This window comes from Rhodococcus sp. RDE2, assembly GCF_020885655.1.
Classification (GTDB): Bacteria; Actinomycetota; Actinomycetes; order Mycobacteriales; family Mycobacteriaceae; genus Rhodococcus; species Rhodococcus pyridinivorans.
Window position 1 is genome coordinate 4,085,770 of sequence record NZ_AP025186.1, and the last position, 21,091, is coordinate 4,106,860.

The window sequence follows — 21,091 nt, forward strand, 5'->3', positions numbered from 1 at the left end:
GGAAGAAGGGTGAACGCGGGGCCTCGGGTCGGCCCCGCATCCTCAGAAGTTGATCATGTGTCCTGCGAGACCGTGGATGGCCTCCTGCAGCGCCTCGCTGAGCGTCGGGTGCGTGTGGACGTTGCGCGCGAGCTCGTTGACCGTGAGGTCCCACTTCTGGGCCAGGGTCAGCTCGGGCAGCAGCTCCGAGACGTCGGGGCCGATGAGGTGACCGCCGATGAGCTCACCGTGGGTCTTGTCGGCGATGAGCTTGACGAAGCCGTTGGGATCGCCCAGACCGTGCGCCTTGCCGTTGGCGGTGAACGGGAAGGTCGCGACCTTCACGTCGTAGCCCTCGGCCTTCGCCTGCTCCTCGGTGAGACCGAAGGAGGCGACCTGCGGCTGGCAGAAGGTCGCGCGCGGCATCATGCGGTAGTCGCCGAGCTCGAGGGTCTCGGCACCGCCGATGGTCTCGGCCGCAACCACGGCCTGCGCCTCCGCGACGTGCGCGAGCTGAAGCTTCGCGGTGACGTCGCCGATGGCGTAGATGCCCTTGACGTTGGTGCGCATGCGCTCGTCGATCGCGATGGCACCGCGGTCGGTGAGCTCGACGCCGGTGTTCTCGAGACCGTAGCCCTCGACGCGCGGCGCGAAGCCGACCGACTGCAGCACCTTGTCGACCGTGACGGTCTCGACGTTGCCGGACTTGTTGTCCTTGATCTCGACGGTCACCTTCGAACCGTCGTCCGAGATCTTCTGCACGGCGGCACCGGTCTTGATGGTGATGCCGAGCTTCTTGTACGCCTTGGCGATCTCCTTGGAGACGTCGGCGTCCTCGTTGGGCAGTGCGCGGTCGAGGAACTCGACGATGGTGACGTCGACCCCGTAGTTCTTCAGGACGTAGCCGAACTCCATGCCGATGGCACCGGCACCGACGATGACGATGGACTCGGGAAGGTCGCGGGTGAGGATCTGCTCCTCGTAGGTGACGACGTTGTCGCTGAGCTCGGTGCCCGGCAGCAGCTTGGTGACGGAGCCGGTGGCGATGATGACGTTGTCGAAGGTCACCTGTTCGGTGCCGCCCTTGGTGAGGGCCACCTCGATGGTCTTGGCGTCGACGAACGAGCCCTTACCGTCGTATTCGGTGATCTTGTTCTTCTTCATGAGGAAGTGCACGCCCTTGGTGCGCCCGTCCGCGACCTTGCGGCTGCGGTCGTAGGCGGCACCGAAGTCGAAGGACACGTCTCCCGAGATGCCGAAGGTCTTGGCCTCTTTGTTGAAGAGATGTGCCAGCTCGGCGTTGCGGAGGAGTGCCTTCGAGGGGATGCAGCCGACGTTCAGGCAGACACCACCCCAGTACTTCTGCTCGATGATGGCGGTGCTCAGTCCCAGCTGTGCCGCGCGGATAGCAGCGACGTACCCACCGGGACCGGCTCCGAGGACAACGACGTCATAGTGTGAGGTCACGGATATACAGGGTAGTCCCGCCCGGTTCCGGTGTCTGCCGATGGTCCGGTTACCGGCCGGTAGCTACCGGATCCGGTGATCGGCCGTGTATCGGCGCACCGCGAGCGGGACCGTCACGGCGAGCAGCACGACGCACCAACCGAACGCCGACCACACCGGATGGTGCAGCGGCCACGCCGCATCCGCGGGTACCGGCGCGGACGCCGAGAGCAGCTCGCGCAGTGCACCCACGACGGCACTGACGGGATTCCACTCCGCGATCTGCCGGACCACCACGGGCATCGTGTCGGTGGGCACGAAGATGTTCGAGAACATGATCGTGCCGAAGATCATGGGTGCGCACTGCTGCAGGACCTGTTCGTCACGGATCGAGACGCCGAGCCACACACCTACCCATGAGAGCGCGAATCGGAACAACAGCAGCACCAGCGCGGCGAGGGCGATCTCCCCGGCGCTCGCTTCGATCCGCCAGCCGACGAGATATCCGATGCCGACCATCGGCGCCAGCGTGACCGCACACGTCAGGGTCTCGGCGAAGACGAGGCCGGCGGGCGCGGCCACCGGGGAGGTGGGCAGGGTCCGGAAGCGATCCGACAGTCCGCTGCGCATGTCGGCGTTGGCGGTGGCGGCGGTGGTCGCGAGGCCCATGGCCGCCACGAGGACGAGCACGCCCGGCATCAGGTATGCACGGTAGGCGGCGCCCTCGCCGCCGGACAGGGCGCCGGCGAAGACGAATCCGAAGAGCAGCATCATCCCCAGCGGTGCGGCGAGGGTGACGAACAGCAGGGCCGGCGAGTGCCGGTAGGTCAGCAGGACGCGGTGCAGCAACGTCCGGGTGCCGGTGAGGGCAGAACTGCCGTGGCCGGACTCGTGGATGGTGGTCATGCGGACTCCTCGATTCGCTCACGTCCGGTCAGGATCAGGAACGCCTCGTCGAGACCCACGCGGCGTCGGCCGATGTCGTCGACGGGGACACCTGCCTCGTCGAGGGCGCGCAGCACCGGCAGCAGCGGCACCGAGTGGACCTCGGTCGTGAACGACAGCCGGACCGAGTCGTTCTCCCCCGGCGTCCGGACGCCGGTGTGGCGCAGGCCGAATGCGCCGATGACGGCGACGGCCTCGTCGACGTGGGTGGCACCGGGCAGGACGAGGTCGAGTCCGGAGCCGACCGCTTCCTTGATCTCGGCGGGAGTGCCGGTCGCGATCGTCCGGCCGGCGTCGAGGATCGTGATGTCGTCGGCGAGCCGGTCGGCCTCGTCGAGATACTGCGTGGTGAGCAGGACCGCGGTGCCCTCGGCGACCAGTTCGCCGACCATCCCGTAGATCTCGTTACGACTGCTCGGGTCGAGACCGGTGGTCGGTTCGTCGAGGAAGAGCACGTCGGGTCGCACGAGCATCCCGGCGAGCAGATCCAATCGCCGGCGCATGCCGCCGGAGTAGGTGCTCGCCTGCCGGTTCGCAGCCTCGGCCAGACCGAAGCGGTCGAGCAGTTCGACCGCGCGGGTGTGGGCGGCGCGGCCGCCCAGACCGTGCAGGCAAGCGACGATCGTCAGGTTCTCGACACCGGTCAGTCGCAGATCCACCGCGTGGTACTGGCCGACGAAGCCTATGCAGCGCTTCACCCGAGCCGCATCGCGCACCACGTCGAAGCCGCGTACGCGGGCTCGACCGACCGTGGGCCGCAGCAGGGTGGCGAGCATCCGCACGGTGGTGGTCTTCCCCGATCCGTTCGGACCGAGGAGCGCATGGACGCGCCCCGGAGGGACACGCAGGTGGACGTCGTCGACGACGGTGCGATCACCGAACGCCCGGGTGAGGCCTTCCGCCTCGAGTGCCATCTCGGTCACGATCCGCCTCTCGACTGGGAACAACGTTCGCAGTTCGAGGGTACGCATCTGCGAACATCGTTCGCAACCCGTTCGAGGAGGCATGCTGTCCTGCATGACGGTCTCCGACTCGATCTGGCTGCGGTCCGACACCGGACGTCCCGGTCCGCGACCGGCCTACACGCTCCACCAGCTCGCGGACGCGTGCGTGCGGATCGCCGACGAGGACGGCATCCGCGCCCTGTCCATGCGCAGGCTCGCCGACGCCCTCGGCACCGCCCCCGCGTCGCTCTACCGCTACGTCTCGGGCAAGACCGATCTCGTGGACCTCATGGTCGACCGGGCCGGCGCCGGATACCGCTTCGCTCCGCTGACCGGTGACGTGCGCGCCGACGTACTCGACGTCGCCGAACAGTCCCGCGCGATCCACCGCCGGCATCCCTGGCTGAGCCAGGTCACGGCATCGACGCTCGGCCCGAACTCGATGCGGTATCTCGACCACCTCGTCGGCGCGCTCGCCCCTGCCGGACTCGATCCGACCGCGACGATGACCGGCGTCGCCCTGCTGTCGGGGTGGATCACCAACTTCGCCGCGCAGGAGGCCGCCGGGATGTCGGCGGGGACGGCCGGCGGCGGAGCCGCGCACATCGCCAGGATGCTCGAGCACGGCGACTACCCGCATCTCACCGCCCTGATGACCGGCGCGTCCGCCGGCGGGCCCGCGGGCGGCGTCGCCGACCCCGACGGCGGCAACGGTACCGATGCGAACGACCGCGCGTTCCGCGCCGGCATCGACGCGCTCCTGTTCGGCATCGCGCCGACCCGTTGACCGCGGCCGCAGAGCCCTCACGCGTGTCGGAGTGATGATCATGGACCGGGCGTGCGGAGACATTCTCGGTGACCACTCGGTGCGCGACGATCTCGGCGTCCTCTCGGCACCAAGTGGGTTCCAAGTCCGCTGAGCGAGCACCTCCACGAGCACATCGCGGACGAGGAACGGTCGGTCTTCCCGCTCATCACCGGGCATGTCTCCGCCGACGCGTGGCAGCGGTTCGAGAAGGACGCCCAGCGCGGTGGCCGGGCCGACTTCGACCTCACCCGCTTCTTCGCCGTGATGACCGAGGAGGAGACCGAGCGGGTCCGCCGCGAACTGCCCCTTCCGGTGCGACTGATGGTCGCGGTCTTCTCCCGCCGGCAGCGACGTCGCGAGCGCGCCGTGTTCGACCGGCCCGACCGTCCGCCGATCGAATGATGGCGTGTGTCATCCGGTTCGGGCATGATGTCGCCGTGCGTGTTCCCCGTCGAGATCAACCCGCGCGGCGCGAGGCCGCTCGGGTGTTCGACACGGGAGAACCCACATGGAATACAACGCAATGATCGAAATCGACGCCGACCTCGATCGTCTGACCGACGACGAGACCGTCGGCCTCATCGAACCGATCGTCCCGCACCACGGGGCGGTGGGGCGCAGCGACAACGGTCGCGTCCAGCTCACGATCACCGTCGATGCCGTCGACGCGATCCACGTCCTGCGGTTCGTGCGCGACCTGATGCAGGACTCGTACCCGTCGTACCGTGTCAACGCGGTGGACGTGTTGCCCACCAGCGCGTTCGACGCGATCTACGGATTCGGCGACTACTTCGCCTGATGTGACGGACCGGTGAGGGCCCGCGCCGCGCGGACCCTCACGTCACTTCCGGCGCCCGAACCTCCGCATGCCGAGCAGGTAGTGCGGGATCGACCGGAACGGGACCCGAACCGGCCAGTCGTCGGGACGGAAGTACGCCTCGGTGCCACCGTCGACCACCACGACGCTGCCCGTCATGAAGTCCGCCGCCGGGGACAGCATGAATTCGACCCACTGCGCGATCTCGTCGGGTTTCCCGAAGCCCCCGAGCGGAACGGGAAAGCTCTCCACCGCCTTCTTGAGGGGGCTCTCGAGTTGCGCGTCGAGCAGCGGGGTGGAGATCGCTCCGGGCGCAAGGATGTTGAGGCGGATGCCGGCACCCGCCCACTCGGGGCCGACCGCGGCGCGTCGCGCCCATCGGGTCACGGCGATCTTCGACGCCGCGTAGGTGAACGGCGGACCCACCTGCGGGATGCGCGTGGTGCGCGCGACGCCCTTGTCCATATCGCCGGCGAGGAAGGCCTTCACCGCCGAGTTCGGCACGCCGGGAGTCGTGGTCGTCGAATTGGATCCGAAGACCACGACCTTGCTGTTCGCGGACGCGGCCAGAGCCGGTCTCCAACCGACGAGCAGGTCGATCACGCCGCACACGTTGACCTGCGCGATGATCTTCTCCTTGCCCGGGGTAGGGCCCAGGCCCGCGGCGAGCACGGCACCGTCGAGACGGCTGCCTGCCAGCTCGAGCGTCGCCCGGACGGCGTGGGAACGGCCCTCCGGAGTGGACAGGTCCGCCGTGACCTCGGTGTCCTTCAGGTCGATGCCGATCACCGTGTGCCCGGCGGCCCGCAACCGCTCCGCGCTCGCCCGGCCCATTCCCGACGCGGCACCCGTCACCGCATATACCGCCATGTGCCCCTCCATCGTTGGATTCGGGGCACGTTACAGCGAGGCGACCGCCGCGTGCAGCAGGGCGACGTACCGAGCGAGACCTGCCGCGTCGAGGACGTCCGGGGAGGTCGTCACCGACAGGGTCACGGTGTCGCCGATCCCGTGTACACCGTGGGTGAGCGCCTGCACCGGCGACAGGCCGGGAAAGCCGGAGGTGAACCGCACCCGTCCGCCACCGAGTTCCAGGTCTGCCGGCCCGCGGTCGACGCTCGACACGACGGTGTTGCCGGTGACGGTGGGTGGGACGACGGACAGGTCGAGGTGGTCGGTGCCGAACCGCAGCAGCGGCGCGGGGACGTGGTCGTCGGTGCGGGCCCGGATCGCCATGGCGGGGTGCCGCGCGCGGATCCGCTGCAACGCCAGGTCGGCGGCGATCGCCGCGGCACGCTCGTGCGGGTCGCGGATCGCGCAGTGCAGGTCGGCGCCGACATTGCGGTAGCTGTTGCGGGCCGTGCCCGGCGCCACCGCGACCGGCACCTCTGCCGACAGTTCGTCGACGCCGAGGAACTCCGACAGGGCAGCGCCGATCGCCGTGAGCGCGCCGATCGTGACCGTGCCGACGCGACGCAGGTCCGCTGCGTCGAACACGAGGGTGCGGACCGTCCGGCGCGGTCCGGGCGCGGTGTTCACGGCGACCAGAGGTCGGCCCGGAGTGGGCTGCGGCACCGACGAATCGGAGAGTCGCCGCTGCGCCTCCACCGCCCGTCGCCCGTCGGCGATGACCCGCGGGATCGAGAACGGCAGTCGCAGTGCGGCACGTGTGAGCATCCCGGCCGGCGAGGGGGCACGCGGCGGCGTCGTTGGTGTCGCGGTGCCCGCCAGCAGGTCGCGGGCGAGCACGGAGGTGCGCACCCCGTCGGCGAAGGCGTGCGACATCTGCAGAACGACGACGAGCGCAGGACCGTCCCCGCGCGGAGCTCCCGTGACCTGTGGGAAGACGTGCAGTCGCCACGGCGAGACGGTGACGTCGACGCGGCCCGCGACGAGCCCGGACAGCGTGTCGAGCATTTGCTCGTAGCTGCCGGATCCGTGGACGACGAACGGGTCCTCGGTCGGGGTGTGCGCGGCCCAGTAGGGATAGTCGAGACCCGCGGGAACCTCGATCATCCGCACCTGCAGCTCCCCCATCCCCGCCGCCCGCGACCGCAACTCGTCGAGCACATCGGCGACGGGAGCCACGGGGGCGTCGAAACAGTAGAGGGCGAACAGGTCGCCCGGGATGCGGTCGCCGAGCCATTCCCGGCGCGCGTCCGACGGATGCATCTGCACGAGGTCACAGTCTGCCTGCCGCCCCCGGTACGTGCGGGGCGGGTATGAATGGATCATGAGCGACGACACGACCGATCCGTACCTGTGGCTCGAGGACGTCACCGGCGAGGAACAACTCGACTGGGTGCGTGCCCGGAACGACCGAACGGTCGAGGAGTACACCCGCACCGAAAGCTTCACCGACCTCGAATCCCGCATCCGCGAGATCCTCGACACCGACGCCCGCATCCCCTATGCGCGTCGGCGGGGCGAGTACCTCTACAACTACTGGCGGGACGCCGAGCACGTACGCGGCCTGTGGCGTCGCACGACGATGGAGCAGTACCTGCGCGACGAACCCGAATGGGACGTCCTCGTCGACCTCGACGCCGTCGCCGAGGAAGAGGGCGAGAACTGGGTGTGGTCGGGTGCCCAGGTGCTGCGGCCCGATCAGACCCGCGCGCTCATCAGCCTGTCGCGCGGTGGTGCCGACGCGAGTGTGATCCGCGAGTTCGATCTCGTCGAGCGGCGATTCGTCTCGGGCCCGGACAGTTTCGAACTGCCCGAGGCGAAGACGGACATCGGGTGGATCGACGCCGACACCGTCTACGTGGGAAGCGATTTCGGCGACGGATCGCTCACCGACTCGGGTTACCCGCGACTCGCGAAGAAGTGGCGGCGCGGCACCCCGATCGAGGAGGCCGAGACGGTCTTCGAAGGTGAGCGCACCGATGTCGCCGTCTCCGCCTGGTACGACAACACTCCCGGTTACGAGCGCAGCTTCGTCGACCGCGCGATCGACTTCTACCGGGCGCAGCGTTTCGAACTCACCGCGGACGGCGAACTCGTCGAACTGGATGTTCCCGACGACGCGCGGGTCAGCGTGTACCGCGACCACCTGCTCGTGCGCACCCGCTCCGAATGGCTCGGCCATCCCGCCGGCACGCTGCTCGCCGCGAACTATCCGGCCTTCCTCGCCGGCTCGCGTGAGGTGACGGTGCTCTTCAGCCCCGACGAGCACACCTCGCTCGAGCAGTACGCGTGGACGCAGAACCACCTGCTCGTCGTCACGTTGCAGGACGTGCAGACCCGCGTGCGGGTACTCACGCCGGGTGAGGACGGCTGGTCGGACGAGGAGCTGCCCGGCATCCCCGATGCCACGTCGACCTCGATCATCGACGTCGATCCGCTCAACAGCGACGACTTCTTCCTCAACTCCAGCGGTTTCACGATCCCCGCGACGCTGCTGTCGGGGACGGTCGGCGGCCCGGTGGAGGCGATCAAGCAGGCTCCGTCGTTCTTCGACGCCGAGGGCATCACCGTCGAGCAGTTCTTCGCGACGTCCGACGACGGCACGCAGGTGCCCTATTTCGTGGTCGGCAGCAACACCGGAACCCCTTCGCTCACACTGCTGTACGGGTACGGCGGGTTCGAGAATTCGATGGTGCCGGCCTACAGCGGCGGCGTCGGGCGGGCGTGGCTCGAGAAGGGCTACACCTACGTCATCGCGAACATCCGCGGTGGCGGCGAGTACGGACCCACCTGGCACACGCAGGCGTTGAAGGAGAACCGGCACAAGGTCTTCGAGGACTTCGCCGCGGTCGCGAAGGATCTCGTCGCGCGTGGGATCACGACGGCCGAGCAGCTCGGCACTCAGGGCGGCAGCAACGGCGGTCTGCTCATGGGCGTGATGCTCACTCGCTATCCCGAACTGTTCGGGGCGATCGTGTGCCAGGTGCCGCTGCTCGACATGAAGCGCTACCACCTGCTGCTCGCCGGTGCGTCGTGGATGGCCGAGTACGGCGACCCCGACAACCCCGCGGAGTGGGAGTTCCTGTCGAAGTACTCGCCGTACCAGAACACCGACCCGGATGCCGACTATCCGCCGATCCTCGTCACCACGTCGACGCGCGACGACCGGGTGCATCCCGGCCATGCACGGAAGATGGTGGCGCGGCTCGAGGAGCAGGGTCACGAAGTCCGGTACTACGAGAACATCGAGGGCGGCCACGGCGGCGCGGCGGACAACGCCCAGGCGGCGTTCAAGTCCGCGCTGACGTTCACCTTCCTGGCCGACAAGCTCGCGAACCGGTGAACTTCGGGGAGACTGCGTGCGTTTTCGTCGAGAAAGACGCACACAACCTCCCTCATCTCGCCGGTCCGGTGGACTCGCGGACGACGAGCTGCGTCGGGAGCACGAGTTCGTCGGCCACCGCGACCCGCTCGTAGGCCTGCCGGGCGAGCATCTCGATGGCGCGCGCCCCGGCGTCCTCGGTGCGTTCGGCGAGCGTGGTGAGCGACGGCTGGCACAGGTCGGAGCCGAAGATGTTGTCGAATCCGACCACGCTCACGTGCTCCGGGACGGACACCCCGCGTTCCCGCATCCGGCGCAGCACCCCGATGGCGAGCATGTCGTTGTGGCACACCACCGCGGTGGCACCGGCCGCCACGGCGGCGTCGGCCGCGGCGGCACCGCCACCGAGCGTCGGTGAGTAGGGGCCGAAGCGACGCACCACGATGCCGTGGGCCTGCGCCGCGGCCTGCAGACCGGCCCAGCGCCGCGCTCCCGACCACGACTCGGGCGGACCGCCGAGGAACAGCAACGAGCGGTGCCCGAGCGACGCGAGGTGGTCGACGATCTGCCGCGTGCCCGTCTCGTAATCGGCGACGACGCAGGAGATCCCGCGGATCGCGCGGTTCACCAGGGCGACGGCGTCGAATTCGGCGACGCGCCGCAGTTCGTCGTCGGGCATGCGCGCGGCCGCCAGGACGAAGCCGTCGACGGCCGGCCCCAGCCGCCGGATGATGTGTGCTTCGGTGGTGGCGCTCTCCTGGGTGTCGGCGAGGACGAGGGTCCGGCCGGAGGCGACGGCGGCGCGTTCGGCCCCTTTGATCACGCCCGAGAAGAAGGGGTTCGTGATGTCGGGGACGAGCAGCGCCAGGGTGTTGGTACGTCCCGATTCGAGGGCTCGGGCGGCCGGGTTGGGTGCGTAGCCGAGTCGGTCGGCGACCTCGAGGATGTGCTCGCGGGTGACGGCGTTGACGCGACCGGGGTTGGTGAACGTGCGCGAGACCGTCGACGCCGCGACCCCTGCCTCGCGGGCCACATCGGTGATGGTGGCGCGTTTCCGTGAACGCGGAGAGGCCGACATACGGACAGTATGGCAAAAAATGGCAAACGATTGCCGTGGGCTGCGCCACACCCCTACCGTCCCTGTATCCGATACTGAAGACCCACCCCCCGAGGCATCCGATGACTGAAAACACCACGGTGCAGCGCACGCCCCGCAAGGCGGCCTTCGCCGCGTGGAGCGGCAGCGCACTGGAGTACTACGACCTGGCGATCTACGGCACCGCCGCCGCGCTCGTCTTCCCGAAGATCTTCTTCCCGGAGGGCAACCAGGCGGTCGCGACCGTCGCGTCGCTCGCGACCTTCGGCGTCGCCTACGTCGCCCGCCCCTTCGGGTCCATCCTGATGGGGCACATCGGCGACCGTTTCGGCCGCAAGCTGATCCTTGTGGGCACGCTGCTGCTCATGGGTGTCTCGACCTTCCTCATCGGCTGCCTGCCGACCTACGGACAGGTCGGCATGCTCGCGCCGATCCTGCTGGTCACCTTGAGACTCCTCCAGGGCCTGTCGGCCGCGGGTGAACAGGCCGGCGCGAACTCGATGTCGTTCGAACACGCCCCCGACGACAAGCGCGGCTTCTTCACCAGCTGGACGCTGAGCGGCACACAGGGCGGGCAGGTGCTCGCACCGCTGATGTTCCTGCCGGTGATCGCCCTGCTCTCCGAGGAGCAGCTGCAGTCGTGGGGCTGGCGCGTGCCGTTCTGGATCAGCGCCGTGATCGTGCTGATCGGCTTCCTCATCCGCCGCAGCCTCGACGAGACCCCCGAGTTCCACGCCGAGAAGGCGCACGACGAGGCCCCCAAGGCACCGCTGGCCGTGCTCTTCCGCCACCACTGGACCGGCGTCCTGCGCGTCTTCTTCGCGGCCTTCATCGCCATGGTCAACACGGCCTTCCAGGTGTTCGCCCTCAACTTCGCCACCGCCGACGAGTACGGCATCGGCATCAGCGACACCACGATGCTGTGGCTGGCGATCGTCGCCAACATCATCGCCGTGGGCACCATCCCCATGTGGGCCCTGCTGTCCGACCGCATCGGCCGCAAGCCGGTCTTCGTCACCGGCCTGATCGGCAGCGCCGTCATGGTGACGGCCTTCCTGTGGTCGATCTCCCGGGGCGACGTGCCGCTCGTGCTCGTCACCGGAATCCTGCTCGCCGGCGTGGTCTACAGCATGCCGAACGCGGTGTGGCCCGCCACCTACGCCGAGTACTTCCCCACCAGCGTCCGCCTGTCGGGCATGGCGATCGGCACCCAGTTCGGCTTCGCGCTCGCCGGCTTCACCCCGGCCATCGCCGGGTCGCTCATGGACGGCAACGCCGACAACTGGTACCGCGTGGCCCTGTTCTGCGTCGGCGCCGTCGCCATCTCGCTGATCGCGGTGGCCACCGGACCGTCCGGAACCCACAAGGTCCCCACCCGTGAGATCGGCCTGCGCCCCCACGACCGGAACACCGCGCCGGTCCCCGCCGGAGCCGCATCGTGAGTGCTCGTCCGACGATCGCCGTCCTCAACGGGCCCAATCTCAACATGCTCGGCGCGCGCGAACCCCATCTCTACGGCACCGCGACGCTGGCGGACATCGAGAAGTCGTGCCGTCGCACCGCCGACGATCTGGGCTTCGACATCGACTTCCGGCAGAGCAACCACGAGGGCGCACTCATCGACGCCGTCCACGAACTCCGCGAATCGGCGGCCGGTTTCGTCGTCAACGCCGCGGCCTACACGCACACCTCGGTCGCACTGCACGACGCGCTGGTGACCGTCGCGGCACCGATCGTGGAAGTGCACCTGACCAACGTCCACGCCCGCGAGGAGTTCCGGCACCGCTCGTTCGTCGCTCTCGTCGCGAAGGCCGTGATCGCCGGATGCGGCCCCGACGGATACGACTTCGCCGTCCGTCACCTGGCCGCACTCGCACTCGATACCGAGAAGAAGGAAAGTTCCCGATGACCACCGCAGCGCCCGCACGTACGTCCTTCCTGCTGGGCCTGTTCGGCGCCGGGATCGGCGGTTCGCTCACCCCGGCCATGCAGGAACGGGAGGGCTTCGCCTCGGGACTGAACCTGACCTACCGCCTCGTCGACGCCGAGCGTCTCGGTTACGGCGCCGAGAACCTGGCCGAGATGCTCGACTGGGCACAGCGTTTCGGTTTCGACGGGCTCAACATCACGCACCCCTTCAAGCAGGTCGTCATCCCCCTGCTCGACGAGTTGTCCGACGACGCCCACGATCTCGGCGCGGTCAACACCGTGGTGTTCCGAGACGGTCGCGCGCTCGGCCGCAACACCGACTGGTCCGGCTGGGGACGCGCGTTCCGCCGCCGATTGCCCGAGGCCGTCTCCGACCGCGCCGTGCTGCTCGGGGCCGGCGGTGCCGGTTCGGCCGTCGGATACGCGCTGCTCGAACAGGGCTCCGCGCACGTGTCCATCGTCGACGTCGACGTCGAGAAGGCGCAGGCCTGCGCGACCCGCCTGGCCAAGCGGTTCGGCGACGACCGGGTCCGCGCGACCACCGATCTCGCCGGCGCTCTGGCCTCGGCACAGGGTCTGGTCAACGCGACCCCCACGGGCATGACCGGCCACCCCGGGCTCCCCGTCCCCGCCGAGCTCGTCCGCGAGGACCTGTGGGTCTCCGACGTCGTGTACTTCCCGCTCGAGACCGAACTGATCCACCTCGCCCGCTCCCGCGGATGCCGCGTGGTGACCGGTGGGGGCATGGCCGTCTTCCAGGCCGTGGGTGCCTTCGAGTACTTCACGGGCGTCGAACCCGACGCCGAACGAATGGTCCGACACTTCGAAGAGCTGACCAGCTGATGCGCCGCGGAATCGCCACCGTCTCGCTCTCCGGTGTTCTCGCCGACAAACTCGACGCGATCGCCGCTGCAGGATTCGACGGGATCGAGATCTTCGACAACGACCTCATCGCGTCGCCGCTGTCACCGGCCGAGGTGGCCCGGCGCTGCGCCGATCTCGGTCTGTCGATCGACCTGTTCCAGCCGATCCGCGACATCGAGGGCGTCGACCCGCGGCGGTTCCCCGACGTCCTGCACCGCGTCCGCCGCAAGCTCGAGGTGATGAACGAGCTCGGCGCGACGACTTTCCTGGCGTGCTCGAACGCGCTGCCGACCGCGATCGACGATCCGGAGCTGTCCGCCGAACAGCTGCGCGCCGTCGGCGATCTCGCCGCCTCGCACGGGGTCACCTTCGCCTACGAGGCCCTCGCCTGGGGACGTCACGTCAACCGGGTCGGGCAGGCGTGGAACCTCGTCGAACGCGCCGGCCACCCGGCCGTGACGCTGGCCGTGGACACCTTCCACATGCTCGCGCGCGGCGACGACGGACGCGCCCTGGCCGGCGTCCCCGGTGAACGCATCGGCTTCCTGCAGGTCGCCGACGCCCCGGTGCTCGACATGAACGTCCTCGAATGGAGCCGCCACTTCCGGTGCTTCCCGGGACAGGGCATGCTCGACGTCTCCGGCGTGGTCGCCGCCGTGCTCAACGCCGGCTACGACGGTCCACTCTCGCTCGAGGTCTTCAGCGACGTGGTGCGCGAAGCGGATCCGCATGTGACCGCGCGCGACGCGATGCGGTCGCTGCTGTTCCTCGAGGACCGGCTCGGTACGCGGGTCACCGGCCCCGCACGCGAGAAGGTGACGGTCGCACCGCCGCTTCCGGCGCGGACCGACGCAGCGTTCGTCGAACTCGCCGACCCCGACCGCACCGACTACCCGGCGCTGCTCACCGGACTCGGATTCCACATCGCCGGCCGGCACCGCAGCAAGCCCGTCGTGTGGTGGCGCAACGGCGGCGCGAACGTCGTTCTCAACGAAGAGCCCGCGCCGGGCCCCGCCGCGACCGCGCTGGGTCTCGTCGCCCCCGACGTCGCCGCGGTGGCCGAACGTGCCGCGAGCCTGCTGTGGCCCGCGGTCGACCGCACCCGCGGGGAGGGCGAAGCAGGTCTGCCGGGCATCACCTCCCCCTCCGGACTGCACGTCTTCGTCAGTGCCGAGCCTGGACAGACCGACGACTGGCACAACGACTTCGTCACCGACGACGCCCCGGGCACTTTCGTGTCCGACGACGCCGCAGCCACTTCCCCGGCCGACGAGGGATGGCTCGGTCTCGACCACGTCGACGTGACGGTCGCGGCGGACGATCTGAACCAGGAGCTGTCGTTCTTCCGCACCCTGTTCGGACTGCGGCCGGAGGACCCCGAGGAGTACATCCAGCCGCAGGGCCGCCTGCGCATCCGCGCACTGCGCGCGGAGAAGGGTGACCTGCGGGTCGCGCTGAACGTCTCCGAGACCGGTGCTGCGCCCCAGCCGCACGGCGTGACCCAGCTGGCCTTCGCCACGGCCGACGTCGTCGACTCGGTACAGCACGCGCGTGCGCGTGGGGTGGAGTTCCTTCGACCACCCGCGAACTACTACGCCGATCTCGATGCGCGGTTCGTGCTCGACCCCGACCTGCTCGCCGTTCTGCTGGACAACGGGCTGCTCTACGACCGCAACGACGACGGCGGCGAATTCCTGCATGCCTACACGCTCCCGGTGCAGGGGGGTTTCCAGGTCGAACTCCTCGAACGGCGCGGCGGCTACACCGGATACGGCTCCCCCAACGCCCACGTCCGGCTCGCCGCGGCCGCCCGCGCGGGATCAGCGGTCGCGTAGCCAGGCCACGATCTTCGCTACGGTGTCGTCGTTGTCGCGGATCCATCCGTTGTGGCCCAGTGCCCGCGGGTTGTGCCACCGGGCGACGTCGGCGGAGGGCAGCTTCTCGAGCAGGTGCTGCGCCGACGCGACCGGGGTGAGGTCGTCGTCTTCGATCGTGATCGACAGGAGGGGCAGCGTGAGACGCCCGACTCGCTCCTCGTAGTCGATGTCCGCACCGGCCGGTTCGAATCGGCCGGTGCGGGCCAGTCGCGCCCAGTCGGAGATCAGCACGCGCGACTGCCGGCCGAAACCGGCGACGTCGATGCGGTCGCCGGGCCAGAAACCGGCCACCGCGGCAGTCAGCGACATCGCCGTCGACCCGAGCCACAGTCCCGGTCCGCGGATGCCCGCGTGGTGGCGGTAATAGGGCGTGCCCGAAGCGACGAGGATCAGTCCGCCGAGCCGGCCGCGGATGCGCGCGGCGTAGAGCACCCCGAGTTGGCCGCCCATGGAGTGGCCGAGCAGGTACGGCGTCGAGTCGGGGAAGCGCTCTCGCACTACCTCGAAGACAGCGGGGAAATGCGTCGCGACGATCTCGTGGTAGCCGTAGGTGTTGTCGGGTCCGGGCCTCGGACGGCTGTCGCCCTGGCCGGCCAGTTCACAGATCGCCGCGTCGAATCCGTGCTCGGTGATCGCCTGCGCGAACGGCTCGTAGTAACCGGCCGGGATGCCGAGCCCCGGCACGATCACCACGACGGCGCGGGAGGCGTCGCGGCGTGTCTCGTGCTCGTGGTCGGGTCCCGCGAAGAGGCGCACCGGGGCCGTAGTGCCCCCGGGAAGCTGGATCGGTACGGTCTCCACCGGCCCAGACTAGGCCGATCCGGACGCGGCGGGTGCCGGTTTCCCCAGTGTCCCTGCCACCCCGAGTCCGGAATTCAGGGTCGGGATGGGGGTCGTGCCCGGATGTGCTCGGGCCGGGTCGCGGCGGACGATCGAAATGTCCGGTCCAGCACCCTTTCGGAGGAACCCATGCGTACTCTTGCCACCCGCTCCCGTCTCGCGACCGCCGCCGTCCTGTCGTTCGGCACCGCCGCGGTACTTCTCGGAACAGGCACTGCCGCAGCACAACCCGCGCCCGGTGTGGTGGGCATGAGCGAGCAGGCCGCGGTCGCCGTGCTCGCCGCGGAGGGTGTGCCGTACTCGATCGTCAACCGGTCCGGTTCCGTCGGCGGCGACTGCACCGTGACCGCTCAGCGCGACCGGGGATACCGGACCGAGGTCGATTATGAATACGACAGCGACGACAACGAGTTCGATCGTGTCGAACGTCAGGTGTGGCGTGGGGTCGGCCTGACGGTCGTGTGCCGCTGACGCCTCCCTGTGGTCAGTCCAGACCGAAACCGCGCTCCCGCAGAGCTTCTCGCATCCGTTTCCTGCTCCCGAGCGCGCCGGGCGACGCGAAGCGCCCGAGTACACGTTCGACCCAGCTCTCCGCCAGACCCTGATCGCGGTAGAAGCCGGAGATCTCCTCCTCGTACGCGGCGAGGCCGGCATCCCGCTCCTCGGTCGAGTACTGCTCACGATGCAGCACCACATCCTGACCCAACCGCGGCTTGACCTCCGACTCCACCTCGGGATCGGGACGGCCCACCACCAGCCCGACCACAGCGAAACTGTGGTCGGGCAGAGCCAGTTCTGCGGCCAGATCACGCGGATGGTTGCGGATGGCCCCGATGTAGACGATGCCGAGACCGAGCGATTCCGCGGCGAGCACCGCATTCTGTGCGGCGAGCGCGGCGTCGACCACCCCGAGCAGGGCGGACTCCACGTAGTCGACATTGACGAGGTCCTTGTCGTGCTGCTCGGCAACCCGCGCCGCGCGGGCGAGGTCGGCCACCCACACGAGCAGCAGTGGAGCGTCACGCACCGCCGGCTGGTTGCCGGCGAGAGTCGCGATCCGGGCGAGCCGGTCTCGGTCGGTGACGGCCACGACGCTCCACAACTGCAGGTTGCTCGAGCTCGCGGCGGAGGAGGCCGCGGCCACGATCGCGCGCAGATCGTCCTCGGAGACGGCCTCGGTAAGGAACTTCCGCACGGAGCGATGCGCCAGCTGGAGAGCGATGACGTCGTTCCACGCGCCGGAACCACCGCGGCCGGCCACCTGCTCGGCGGCCCGGGTGCCGTACCTGCGGCGCAGTGCGGCGAGCTGTTCGTCCAGGACGACGTCGGTCATGGTGGGAGATCTCCTTCCGATCGGCAGTACCGACGGTCGAGTCTGCCTCCTCGCGCCCCCGCCGCCGAGCATTGCCCTCAGCATGATTTCAGCGTTATCCGGGTCGGCTCCTCCGGCCGACCCCGAGACGAAGATCAGGGTGAAGATCCGGGCCGTTCCCGGATGTGCCGGGACCGTCACGGCGACAGGATGAATGCATGAACTTCGAGAACCAGGCTCCCCGTCCCTTCACCCGCTCCTCGTCCCAGCGCATGCTCGGTGGTGTGTGCGCCGGACTGGCCGAGTACTTCAACATCGACCTCAACCTCGTGCGTGCAGGCGCAGTCCTCGCAGCCTTCGTCACGGGCGGTACCGCCGTGTTGCTCTACCTCGCCCTGTGGATGCTGATCCCCGAGAACTGATCCGGGTCACGGGGTCGGCCGAGACGACGACACCCCCGGCGGAGATCCGCCGGGGGTGTCGTATTCCGCTGCGAGGCAGCGACACAGCATGTTCAGCTCAGCAAGAACTACTGGCCGAGGCCGAGAACGGCACTGCCGGTCTCGAGCAGGGTGCCGAGCAGTTCGGTGCCGCCGAGCAGTTCGAGGGCGGAGCCGATGAGTTCGATGACGTCCATGTGAATCTCCTTCGTCCGATCACATACCGAACGGGTCTCGTCCGATTGCTTTTCGCCTACCCGGAATTCCGATCGGAATTCCGTCGGGCTCGCATCAATTCTCAACACATTCGACGCGCCCGCGCGACCCGAGAATACGCAAATCGGATGTGATGACATTCACACTCGCGGCGAAGGCTGTACGAGCTCACAAATGACCAGTTCACGGCGTCAAGGAAAGAAAACGGAACGTCCGTACCCATTTATTTTCGTTTGAATTCGATATTTCCGTTCGACCCGATTCATCCTGTTCGGTGACCGTTTACGGCGAATCGACCGATCCGGCGAAGAAATGCCGACCGAAAGAAGATGCCCGATTCGACCGCAATCGAATCGGGCATTTCCGGTGGGTTCGGGACCGCTACAGTCCGACCGCCTGCGACAGAAGCGGCCACGAGTTGCGCAGATCGTCCTCCCAGTAGTCCCAGGAGTGCGTACCGGCCGACCGCAGATCGATCTGGGCGGGAATGTCCAGTTCCTCCAGCCGCTGTGCCATCCGCTGCGTGCAATGGTGGACCGCCGCCTCGATGCTGCCGCCCACGACCACCTGACCGACGAGCCCGATCGGGTCGTTGTTCACCGACCGCGACCCGAGCCGCTCGTACTGCCCGGGCAGACCCGAACCCGACGAGATGTACAGGTCGATACCGCGGAGCTTCTCGGCCTGGAGATAGGGATCGTTCTCGATCCAGGCCGGATCACCGACCGGGCCCCACATGTTCTCGGGGTCGCCACCCTTGACGCGTACGACGGCCTGCACGTAGGACTGCCCCAGCGGCGTGCTCGTCTCGGCGCATCCGCTGTACGCCCCGACCGCCTCGTACAACTCGGGCGCAGCCGTGGCGAGGCCGAGCACCGACGTACCCGACATCGACAGACCCGCAATCGCGTTGCGTCCCGACGTCCCGAACTCCGCGTCGATGACCGGCGGGAGTTCGTGCGTCAGGAAGGTCGTCCACATGTTGCGGCCGAGCGCGGGATCGTCGTTGCGCCAATCGGTGTAGTAGCTGTAGCCGCCGAGGAGCGGCGTGACGACGTTGATGTTCTTGTCCGAGAAGAAGTTCTCGACGTCGGTCTGCTTCTCCCAGGTGGCGATTCCCTGCCCGCCGCCGGAGCCGTTGAGCAGGTAGAGGGCGGGGCGCGGTTCGCTCGTGTCGGCGGGCGTCCGGACCCGGAGGGGGATCACCTTGTCCATCGACGGCGAGTAGACGTTCGCGATGACGGTGCGGTCGCTCTCGCGCTCGACGGAGGTCAGCTGCCCCACCGGTCGCTGGTCGTCCGCCTCTGCCGGCTGCGCAAGAACGCCTCCGGGAACCGCGAGGACCATCGACATTCCCACCGCCACCGTGAGCAGTACCCGCCGTAACCAGGACGACCGCATATTCTTCCATCCCCTCGTCGATCCGTCTGTCTGCGCACCTCGGACCGGTTGCGGATCGGTACGAACCTCCGGAACCGGATGAAGTGACACTTTCGTGACATTCATCGTCCGCAAGGTCCGTTTCGTAACGAATATGTGATCGTTCCGTACCGGAGGTCGGAATCATCGGGGAACAGCACGAGGCCCGACCCCACCGGAGTGGGATCGGGCCTCGTGTGGCTCAGGGGCGGATCGGAAGTCCGTTCCGCCCGTGGCGGTGGATCAGAAGTCCATGCCGCCCATGCCGCCGGTCGGGTCGCCCACAGGAGCGGCGGCCTTCTCCGGCTTGTCGGCGACGACGGCCTCGGTCGTCAGGAACAGGGCCGCGATGGACGCAGCGTTCTGCAGCGCCGAGCGGGTGACCTTGACCGGGTCGTTGATGCCCGCTTCGAGCAGGTCCTCGTAGTCGCCGGTCGCAGCGTTGAGGCCGTGGCCGGCCTCGAGGTTGCGGACCTTCTCGGCGACGACGCCGGGCTCGAGACCGGCGTTGAAGGCGATCTGCTTCAGCGGCGCCTCGAGGGCAACCTTGACGATGTTGGCACCCGTGGCCTCGTCGCCCTCGAGCTTGAGGTCGTCGAGAACCGGAGCGGCCTGCAGCAGGGCCACGCCACCACCGGCGACGATGCCCTCCTCGACGGCAGCCTTCGCGTTGCGGACGGCGTCCTCGATGCGGTGCTTGCGCTCCTTGAGCTCGACCTCGGTCGCGGCACCGGCCTTGATGACGGCGACGCCGCCGGCCAGCTTCGCGAGGCGCTCCTGCAGCTTCTCACGGTCGTAGTCCGAATCCGACGCCTCGATCTCGGCGCGGATCTGGTTGACGCGACCGGCGATGGCGTCGGGATCGCCCGCGCCCTCGACGATGGTGGTCTCGTCCTTGGTGACGACGACCTTGCGGGCCTGGCCGAGCAGCTCGATGCCGGCGGTCTCGAGGGAGAGGCCGACCTCTTCGCTGACGACCTCGCCACCGGTGAGGATGGCGATGTCGGCGAGCTGGGCTTTGCGGCGGTCACCGAAGCCCGGAGCCTTGACGGCGACCGACTTGAAGGTGCCGCGGATCTTGTTGAGGACCAGGGTGGACAGAGCCTCACCCTCGACGTCCTCGGCGATGATCAGCAGCGGCTTGCCCGACTGGATGACCTTCTCGAGCAGCGGCAGCAGGTCCTTGACCGTGGAGATCTTGGAGCTGACGAGCAGGATGTAGGGATCCTCGAGCACGGCCTCCTGACGCTCTGCGTCGGTGGCGAAGTAGAGGGAGATGTAGCCCTTGTCGAAGCGCATGCCCTCGGTCAGCTCGAGCTGGAGGCCGAAGGTGTTGGACTCCTCGACGGTGATGACGCCTTCCTTGCCCACCTTGTCGATGGCCTCGGCGATGAGCTCACCGATTGCGGGGTCGCCGGCAGAGATGCCTGCGGTGGCGGCGATCTGCTCCTTGGTCTCGACCTCCTTGGCGGTGTCGAGCAGCTTGGCGGTGACGGCCTCGACGGCCTTCTCGATGCCGCGCTTCAGGCCGAGGGGGTTGGCGCCCGCAGCAACGTTGCGCAGACCCTCGCGGACGAGCGCCTGGGCGAGCACGGTAGCGGTGGTGGTGCCGTCACCCGCGACGTCGTCGGTCTTCTTGGCAACTTCCTTGACCAGCTCGGCGCCGATCTTCTCGTACGGATCCTCGAGCTCGATCTCCTTGGCGATGGACACACCATCGTTGGTGATCGTGGGGGCGCCCCACTTCTTCTCGAGAACGACGTTGCGACCCTTGGGGCCCAACGTCACCTTGACTGCGTCGGCGAGGCTGTTGAGGCCACGCTCGAGGCCGCGACGGGCCTCTTCGTCGAACGCGATGATCTTGGCCATTGCGAAGTGATCCTCCGGGTATGGGGGTGACACCGGAGCGATCGCTCGTCGGATCGCTC

The 21,091-nt window shown here is 68.5% G+C and carries 20 protein-coding genes; 10 read left to right on the plus strand and 10 right to left on the minus strand.

Annotated elements, in window-relative coordinates; translation table 11 throughout:
• Nucleotides 1-42 precede the first annotated feature (42 nt).
• From lpdA to LPH33_RS19065, 3 genes are all read right to left on the minus strand, one after another.
• Nucleotides 43-1,446, minus strand: coding sequence for a dihydrolipoyl dehydrogenase (gene lpdA / locus LPH33_RS19055; RefSeq protein ID WP_059384716.1), 1,404 nt, complete (start codon nt 1,444-1,446; stop codon nt 43-45).
• Nucleotides 1,447-1,509: 63 nt separating this feature from the next.
• The gene (locus tag LPH33_RS19060) at nt 1,510-2,331 is read right to left on the minus strand and encodes an ABC transporter permease (protein WP_229565431.1); all 822 of its coding nucleotides are present in this window, start codon (nt 2,329-2,331) and stop codon (nt 1,510-1,512) included.
• On the minus strand, nt 2,328-3,284 hold the full coding sequence (locus tag LPH33_RS19065; RefSeq protein ID WP_229568399.1) for an ABC transporter ATP-binding protein: 957 nt from the start codon (nt 3,282-3,284) through the stop codon (nt 2,328-2,330). The genes LPH33_RS19060 and LPH33_RS19065 overlap by 4 nt, the downstream gene beginning before the upstream one ends.
• A gap of 103 nt (nt 3,285-3,387) precedes the next feature.
• Between LPH33_RS19065 and LPH33_RS19070 the strand changes: the two genes are divergently transcribed.
• The 3 genes from LPH33_RS19070 to LPH33_RS19080 all read left to right on the plus strand — a co-directional run bounded on the left by LPH33_RS19070 (nt 3,388) and on the right by LPH33_RS19080 (nt 4,921).
• On the plus strand, nt 3,388-4,101 hold the full coding sequence (locus LPH33_RS19070) for a TetR/AcrR family transcriptional regulator (RefSeq protein WP_229565432.1): 714 nt from the start codon (nt 3,388-3,390) through the stop codon (nt 4,099-4,101).
• Nucleotides 4,102-4,386: 285 nt separating this feature from the next.
• Entirely contained in the window at nt 4,387-4,524 is a 138-nt protein-coding gene (locus LPH33_RS19075; protein ID WP_229565434.1) for a hypothetical protein, read from the plus strand.
• Nucleotides 4,525-4,630: 106 nt separating this feature from the next.
• Nucleotides 4,631-4,921 carry a hypothetical protein gene (locus tag LPH33_RS19080; RefSeq protein WP_060650610.1) on the plus strand — a complete coding sequence of 97 codons (291 nt, stop codon included), beginning with the start codon at nt 4,631-4,633 and terminating at the stop codon, nt 4,919-4,921.
• Between the two features lie 42 nt (nt 4,922-4,963).
• Here the strand turns inward: LPH33_RS19080 and LPH33_RS19085 are convergent, their stop codons facing one another.
• Both LPH33_RS19085 and LPH33_RS19090 read right to left on the minus strand, forming a co-directional pair.
• The gene (locus LPH33_RS19085; RefSeq protein WP_060650609.1) at nt 4,964-5,809 is read right to left on the minus strand and encodes an SDR family oxidoreductase; all 846 of its coding nucleotides are present in this window, start codon (nt 5,807-5,809) and stop codon (nt 4,964-4,966) included.
• A 30-nt stretch (nt 5,810-5,839) separates the two neighbouring features.
• On the minus strand, nt 5,840-7,174 hold the full coding sequence (locus LPH33_RS19090; RefSeq protein WP_229565436.1) for a wax ester/triacylglycerol synthase domain-containing protein: 1,335 nt from the start codon (nt 7,172-7,174) through the stop codon (nt 5,840-5,842).
• Between LPH33_RS19090 and LPH33_RS19095 the strand changes: the two genes are divergently transcribed.
• Nucleotides 7,173-9,191 carry a prolyl oligopeptidase family serine peptidase gene (locus LPH33_RS19095; RefSeq protein WP_229565438.1) on the plus strand — a complete coding sequence of 673 codons (2,019 nt, stop codon included), beginning with the start codon at nt 7,173-7,175 and terminating at the stop codon, nt 9,189-9,191. The genes LPH33_RS19090 and LPH33_RS19095 overlap by 2 nt on opposite strands.
• Nucleotides 9,192-9,243: 52 nt before the next feature.
• Here LPH33_RS19095 and LPH33_RS19100 read toward each other — a convergent pair whose 3' ends face one another.
• Complete coding sequence (locus tag LPH33_RS19100) at nt 9,244-10,248, minus strand: LacI family DNA-binding transcriptional regulator (protein ID WP_060650607.1); 1,005 nt, start codon at nt 10,246-10,248, stop codon at nt 9,244-9,246.
• Between the two features lie 101 nt (nt 10,249-10,349).
• Here LPH33_RS19100 and LPH33_RS19105 point away from each other — a divergent pair, with 101 nt between their 5' ends.
• From LPH33_RS19105 to LPH33_RS19120, 4 genes are read left to right on the plus strand one after another with little or no spacing between them, the layout of a single operon-like run.
• Nucleotides 10,350-11,708, plus strand: a complete 1,359-nt coding sequence (locus LPH33_RS19105) for an MFS transporter (RefSeq protein WP_229565440.1) — start codon at nt 10,350-10,352, stop codon at nt 11,706-11,708.
• Nucleotides 11,705-12,175: a type II 3-dehydroquinate dehydratase gene (aroQ, locus tag LPH33_RS19110; protein ID WP_229565441.1), complete on the plus strand. Its 471-nt coding sequence runs from the start codon at nt 11,705-11,707 to the stop codon at nt 12,173-12,175. The genes LPH33_RS19105 and aroQ overlap by 4 nt, the downstream gene beginning before the upstream one ends.
• Nucleotides 12,172-13,038 (plus strand): shikimate dehydrogenase, encoded by an 867-nt coding sequence (locus LPH33_RS19115; protein WP_229565443.1) that lies wholly within the window; start codon nt 12,172-12,174, stop codon nt 13,036-13,038. The genes aroQ and LPH33_RS19115 overlap by 4 nt, the downstream gene beginning before the upstream one ends.
• Nucleotides 13,038-14,894: a sugar phosphate isomerase/epimerase and 4-hydroxyphenylpyruvate domain-containing protein gene (locus LPH33_RS19120; RefSeq protein WP_229565445.1), complete on the plus strand. Its 1,857-nt coding sequence runs from the start codon at nt 13,038-13,040 to the stop codon at nt 14,892-14,894. Before LPH33_RS19115 ends, LPH33_RS19120 begins: the two co-directional genes overlap by 1 nt.
• Here the strand turns inward: LPH33_RS19120 and LPH33_RS19125 are convergent.
• Nucleotides 14,880-15,737: an alpha/beta fold hydrolase gene (locus tag LPH33_RS19125; protein WP_229565447.1), complete on the minus strand. Its 858-nt coding sequence runs from the start codon at nt 15,735-15,737 to the stop codon at nt 14,880-14,882. The two genes, LPH33_RS19120 and LPH33_RS19125, sit on opposite strands and share 15 nt — an antisense overlap.
• 168 nt (nt 15,738-15,905) lie before the next feature.
• On the opposite strand from LPH33_RS19125, the gene LPH33_RS19130 reads away from it, so the two are divergent.
• Nucleotides 15,906-16,247 carry a hypothetical protein gene (locus LPH33_RS19130; RefSeq protein WP_060650601.1) on the plus strand — a complete coding sequence of 114 codons (342 nt, stop codon included), beginning with the start codon at nt 15,906-15,908 and terminating at the stop codon, nt 16,245-16,247.
• 13 nt (nt 16,248-16,260) lie between these two features.
• Here the strand turns inward: LPH33_RS19130 and LPH33_RS19135 are convergent, their stop codons facing one another.
• The gene (locus tag LPH33_RS19135) at nt 16,261-17,109 is read right to left on the minus strand and encodes an NADPH-dependent oxidoreductase (RefSeq protein WP_229565449.1); all 849 of its coding nucleotides are present in this window, start codon (nt 17,107-17,109) and stop codon (nt 16,261-16,263) included.
• A gap of 197 nt (nt 17,110-17,306) precedes the next feature.
• Between LPH33_RS19135 and LPH33_RS19140 the strand changes: the two genes are divergently transcribed.
• A complete protein-coding gene (locus LPH33_RS19140) occupies nt 17,307-17,510 on the plus strand; it encodes a PspC domain-containing protein (RefSeq protein WP_229565451.1) in 204 nt (67 codons plus the stop codon).
• Between the two features lie 615 nt (nt 17,511-18,125).
• Here LPH33_RS19140 and LPH33_RS19145 read toward each other — a convergent pair.
• The gene (locus tag LPH33_RS19145) at nt 18,126-19,145 is read right to left on the minus strand and encodes an alpha/beta hydrolase (protein WP_229565453.1); all 1,020 of its coding nucleotides are present in this window, start codon (nt 19,143-19,145) and stop codon (nt 18,126-18,128) included.
• 261 nt (nt 19,146-19,406) lie between these two features.
• Nucleotides 19,407-21,032 (minus strand): chaperonin GroEL, encoded by a 1,626-nt coding sequence (gene groL / locus LPH33_RS19150; RefSeq protein ID WP_024101799.1) that lies wholly within the window; start codon nt 21,030-21,032, stop codon nt 19,407-19,409.
• Between the last annotated feature and the right edge of the window lie 59 nt (nt 21,033-21,091).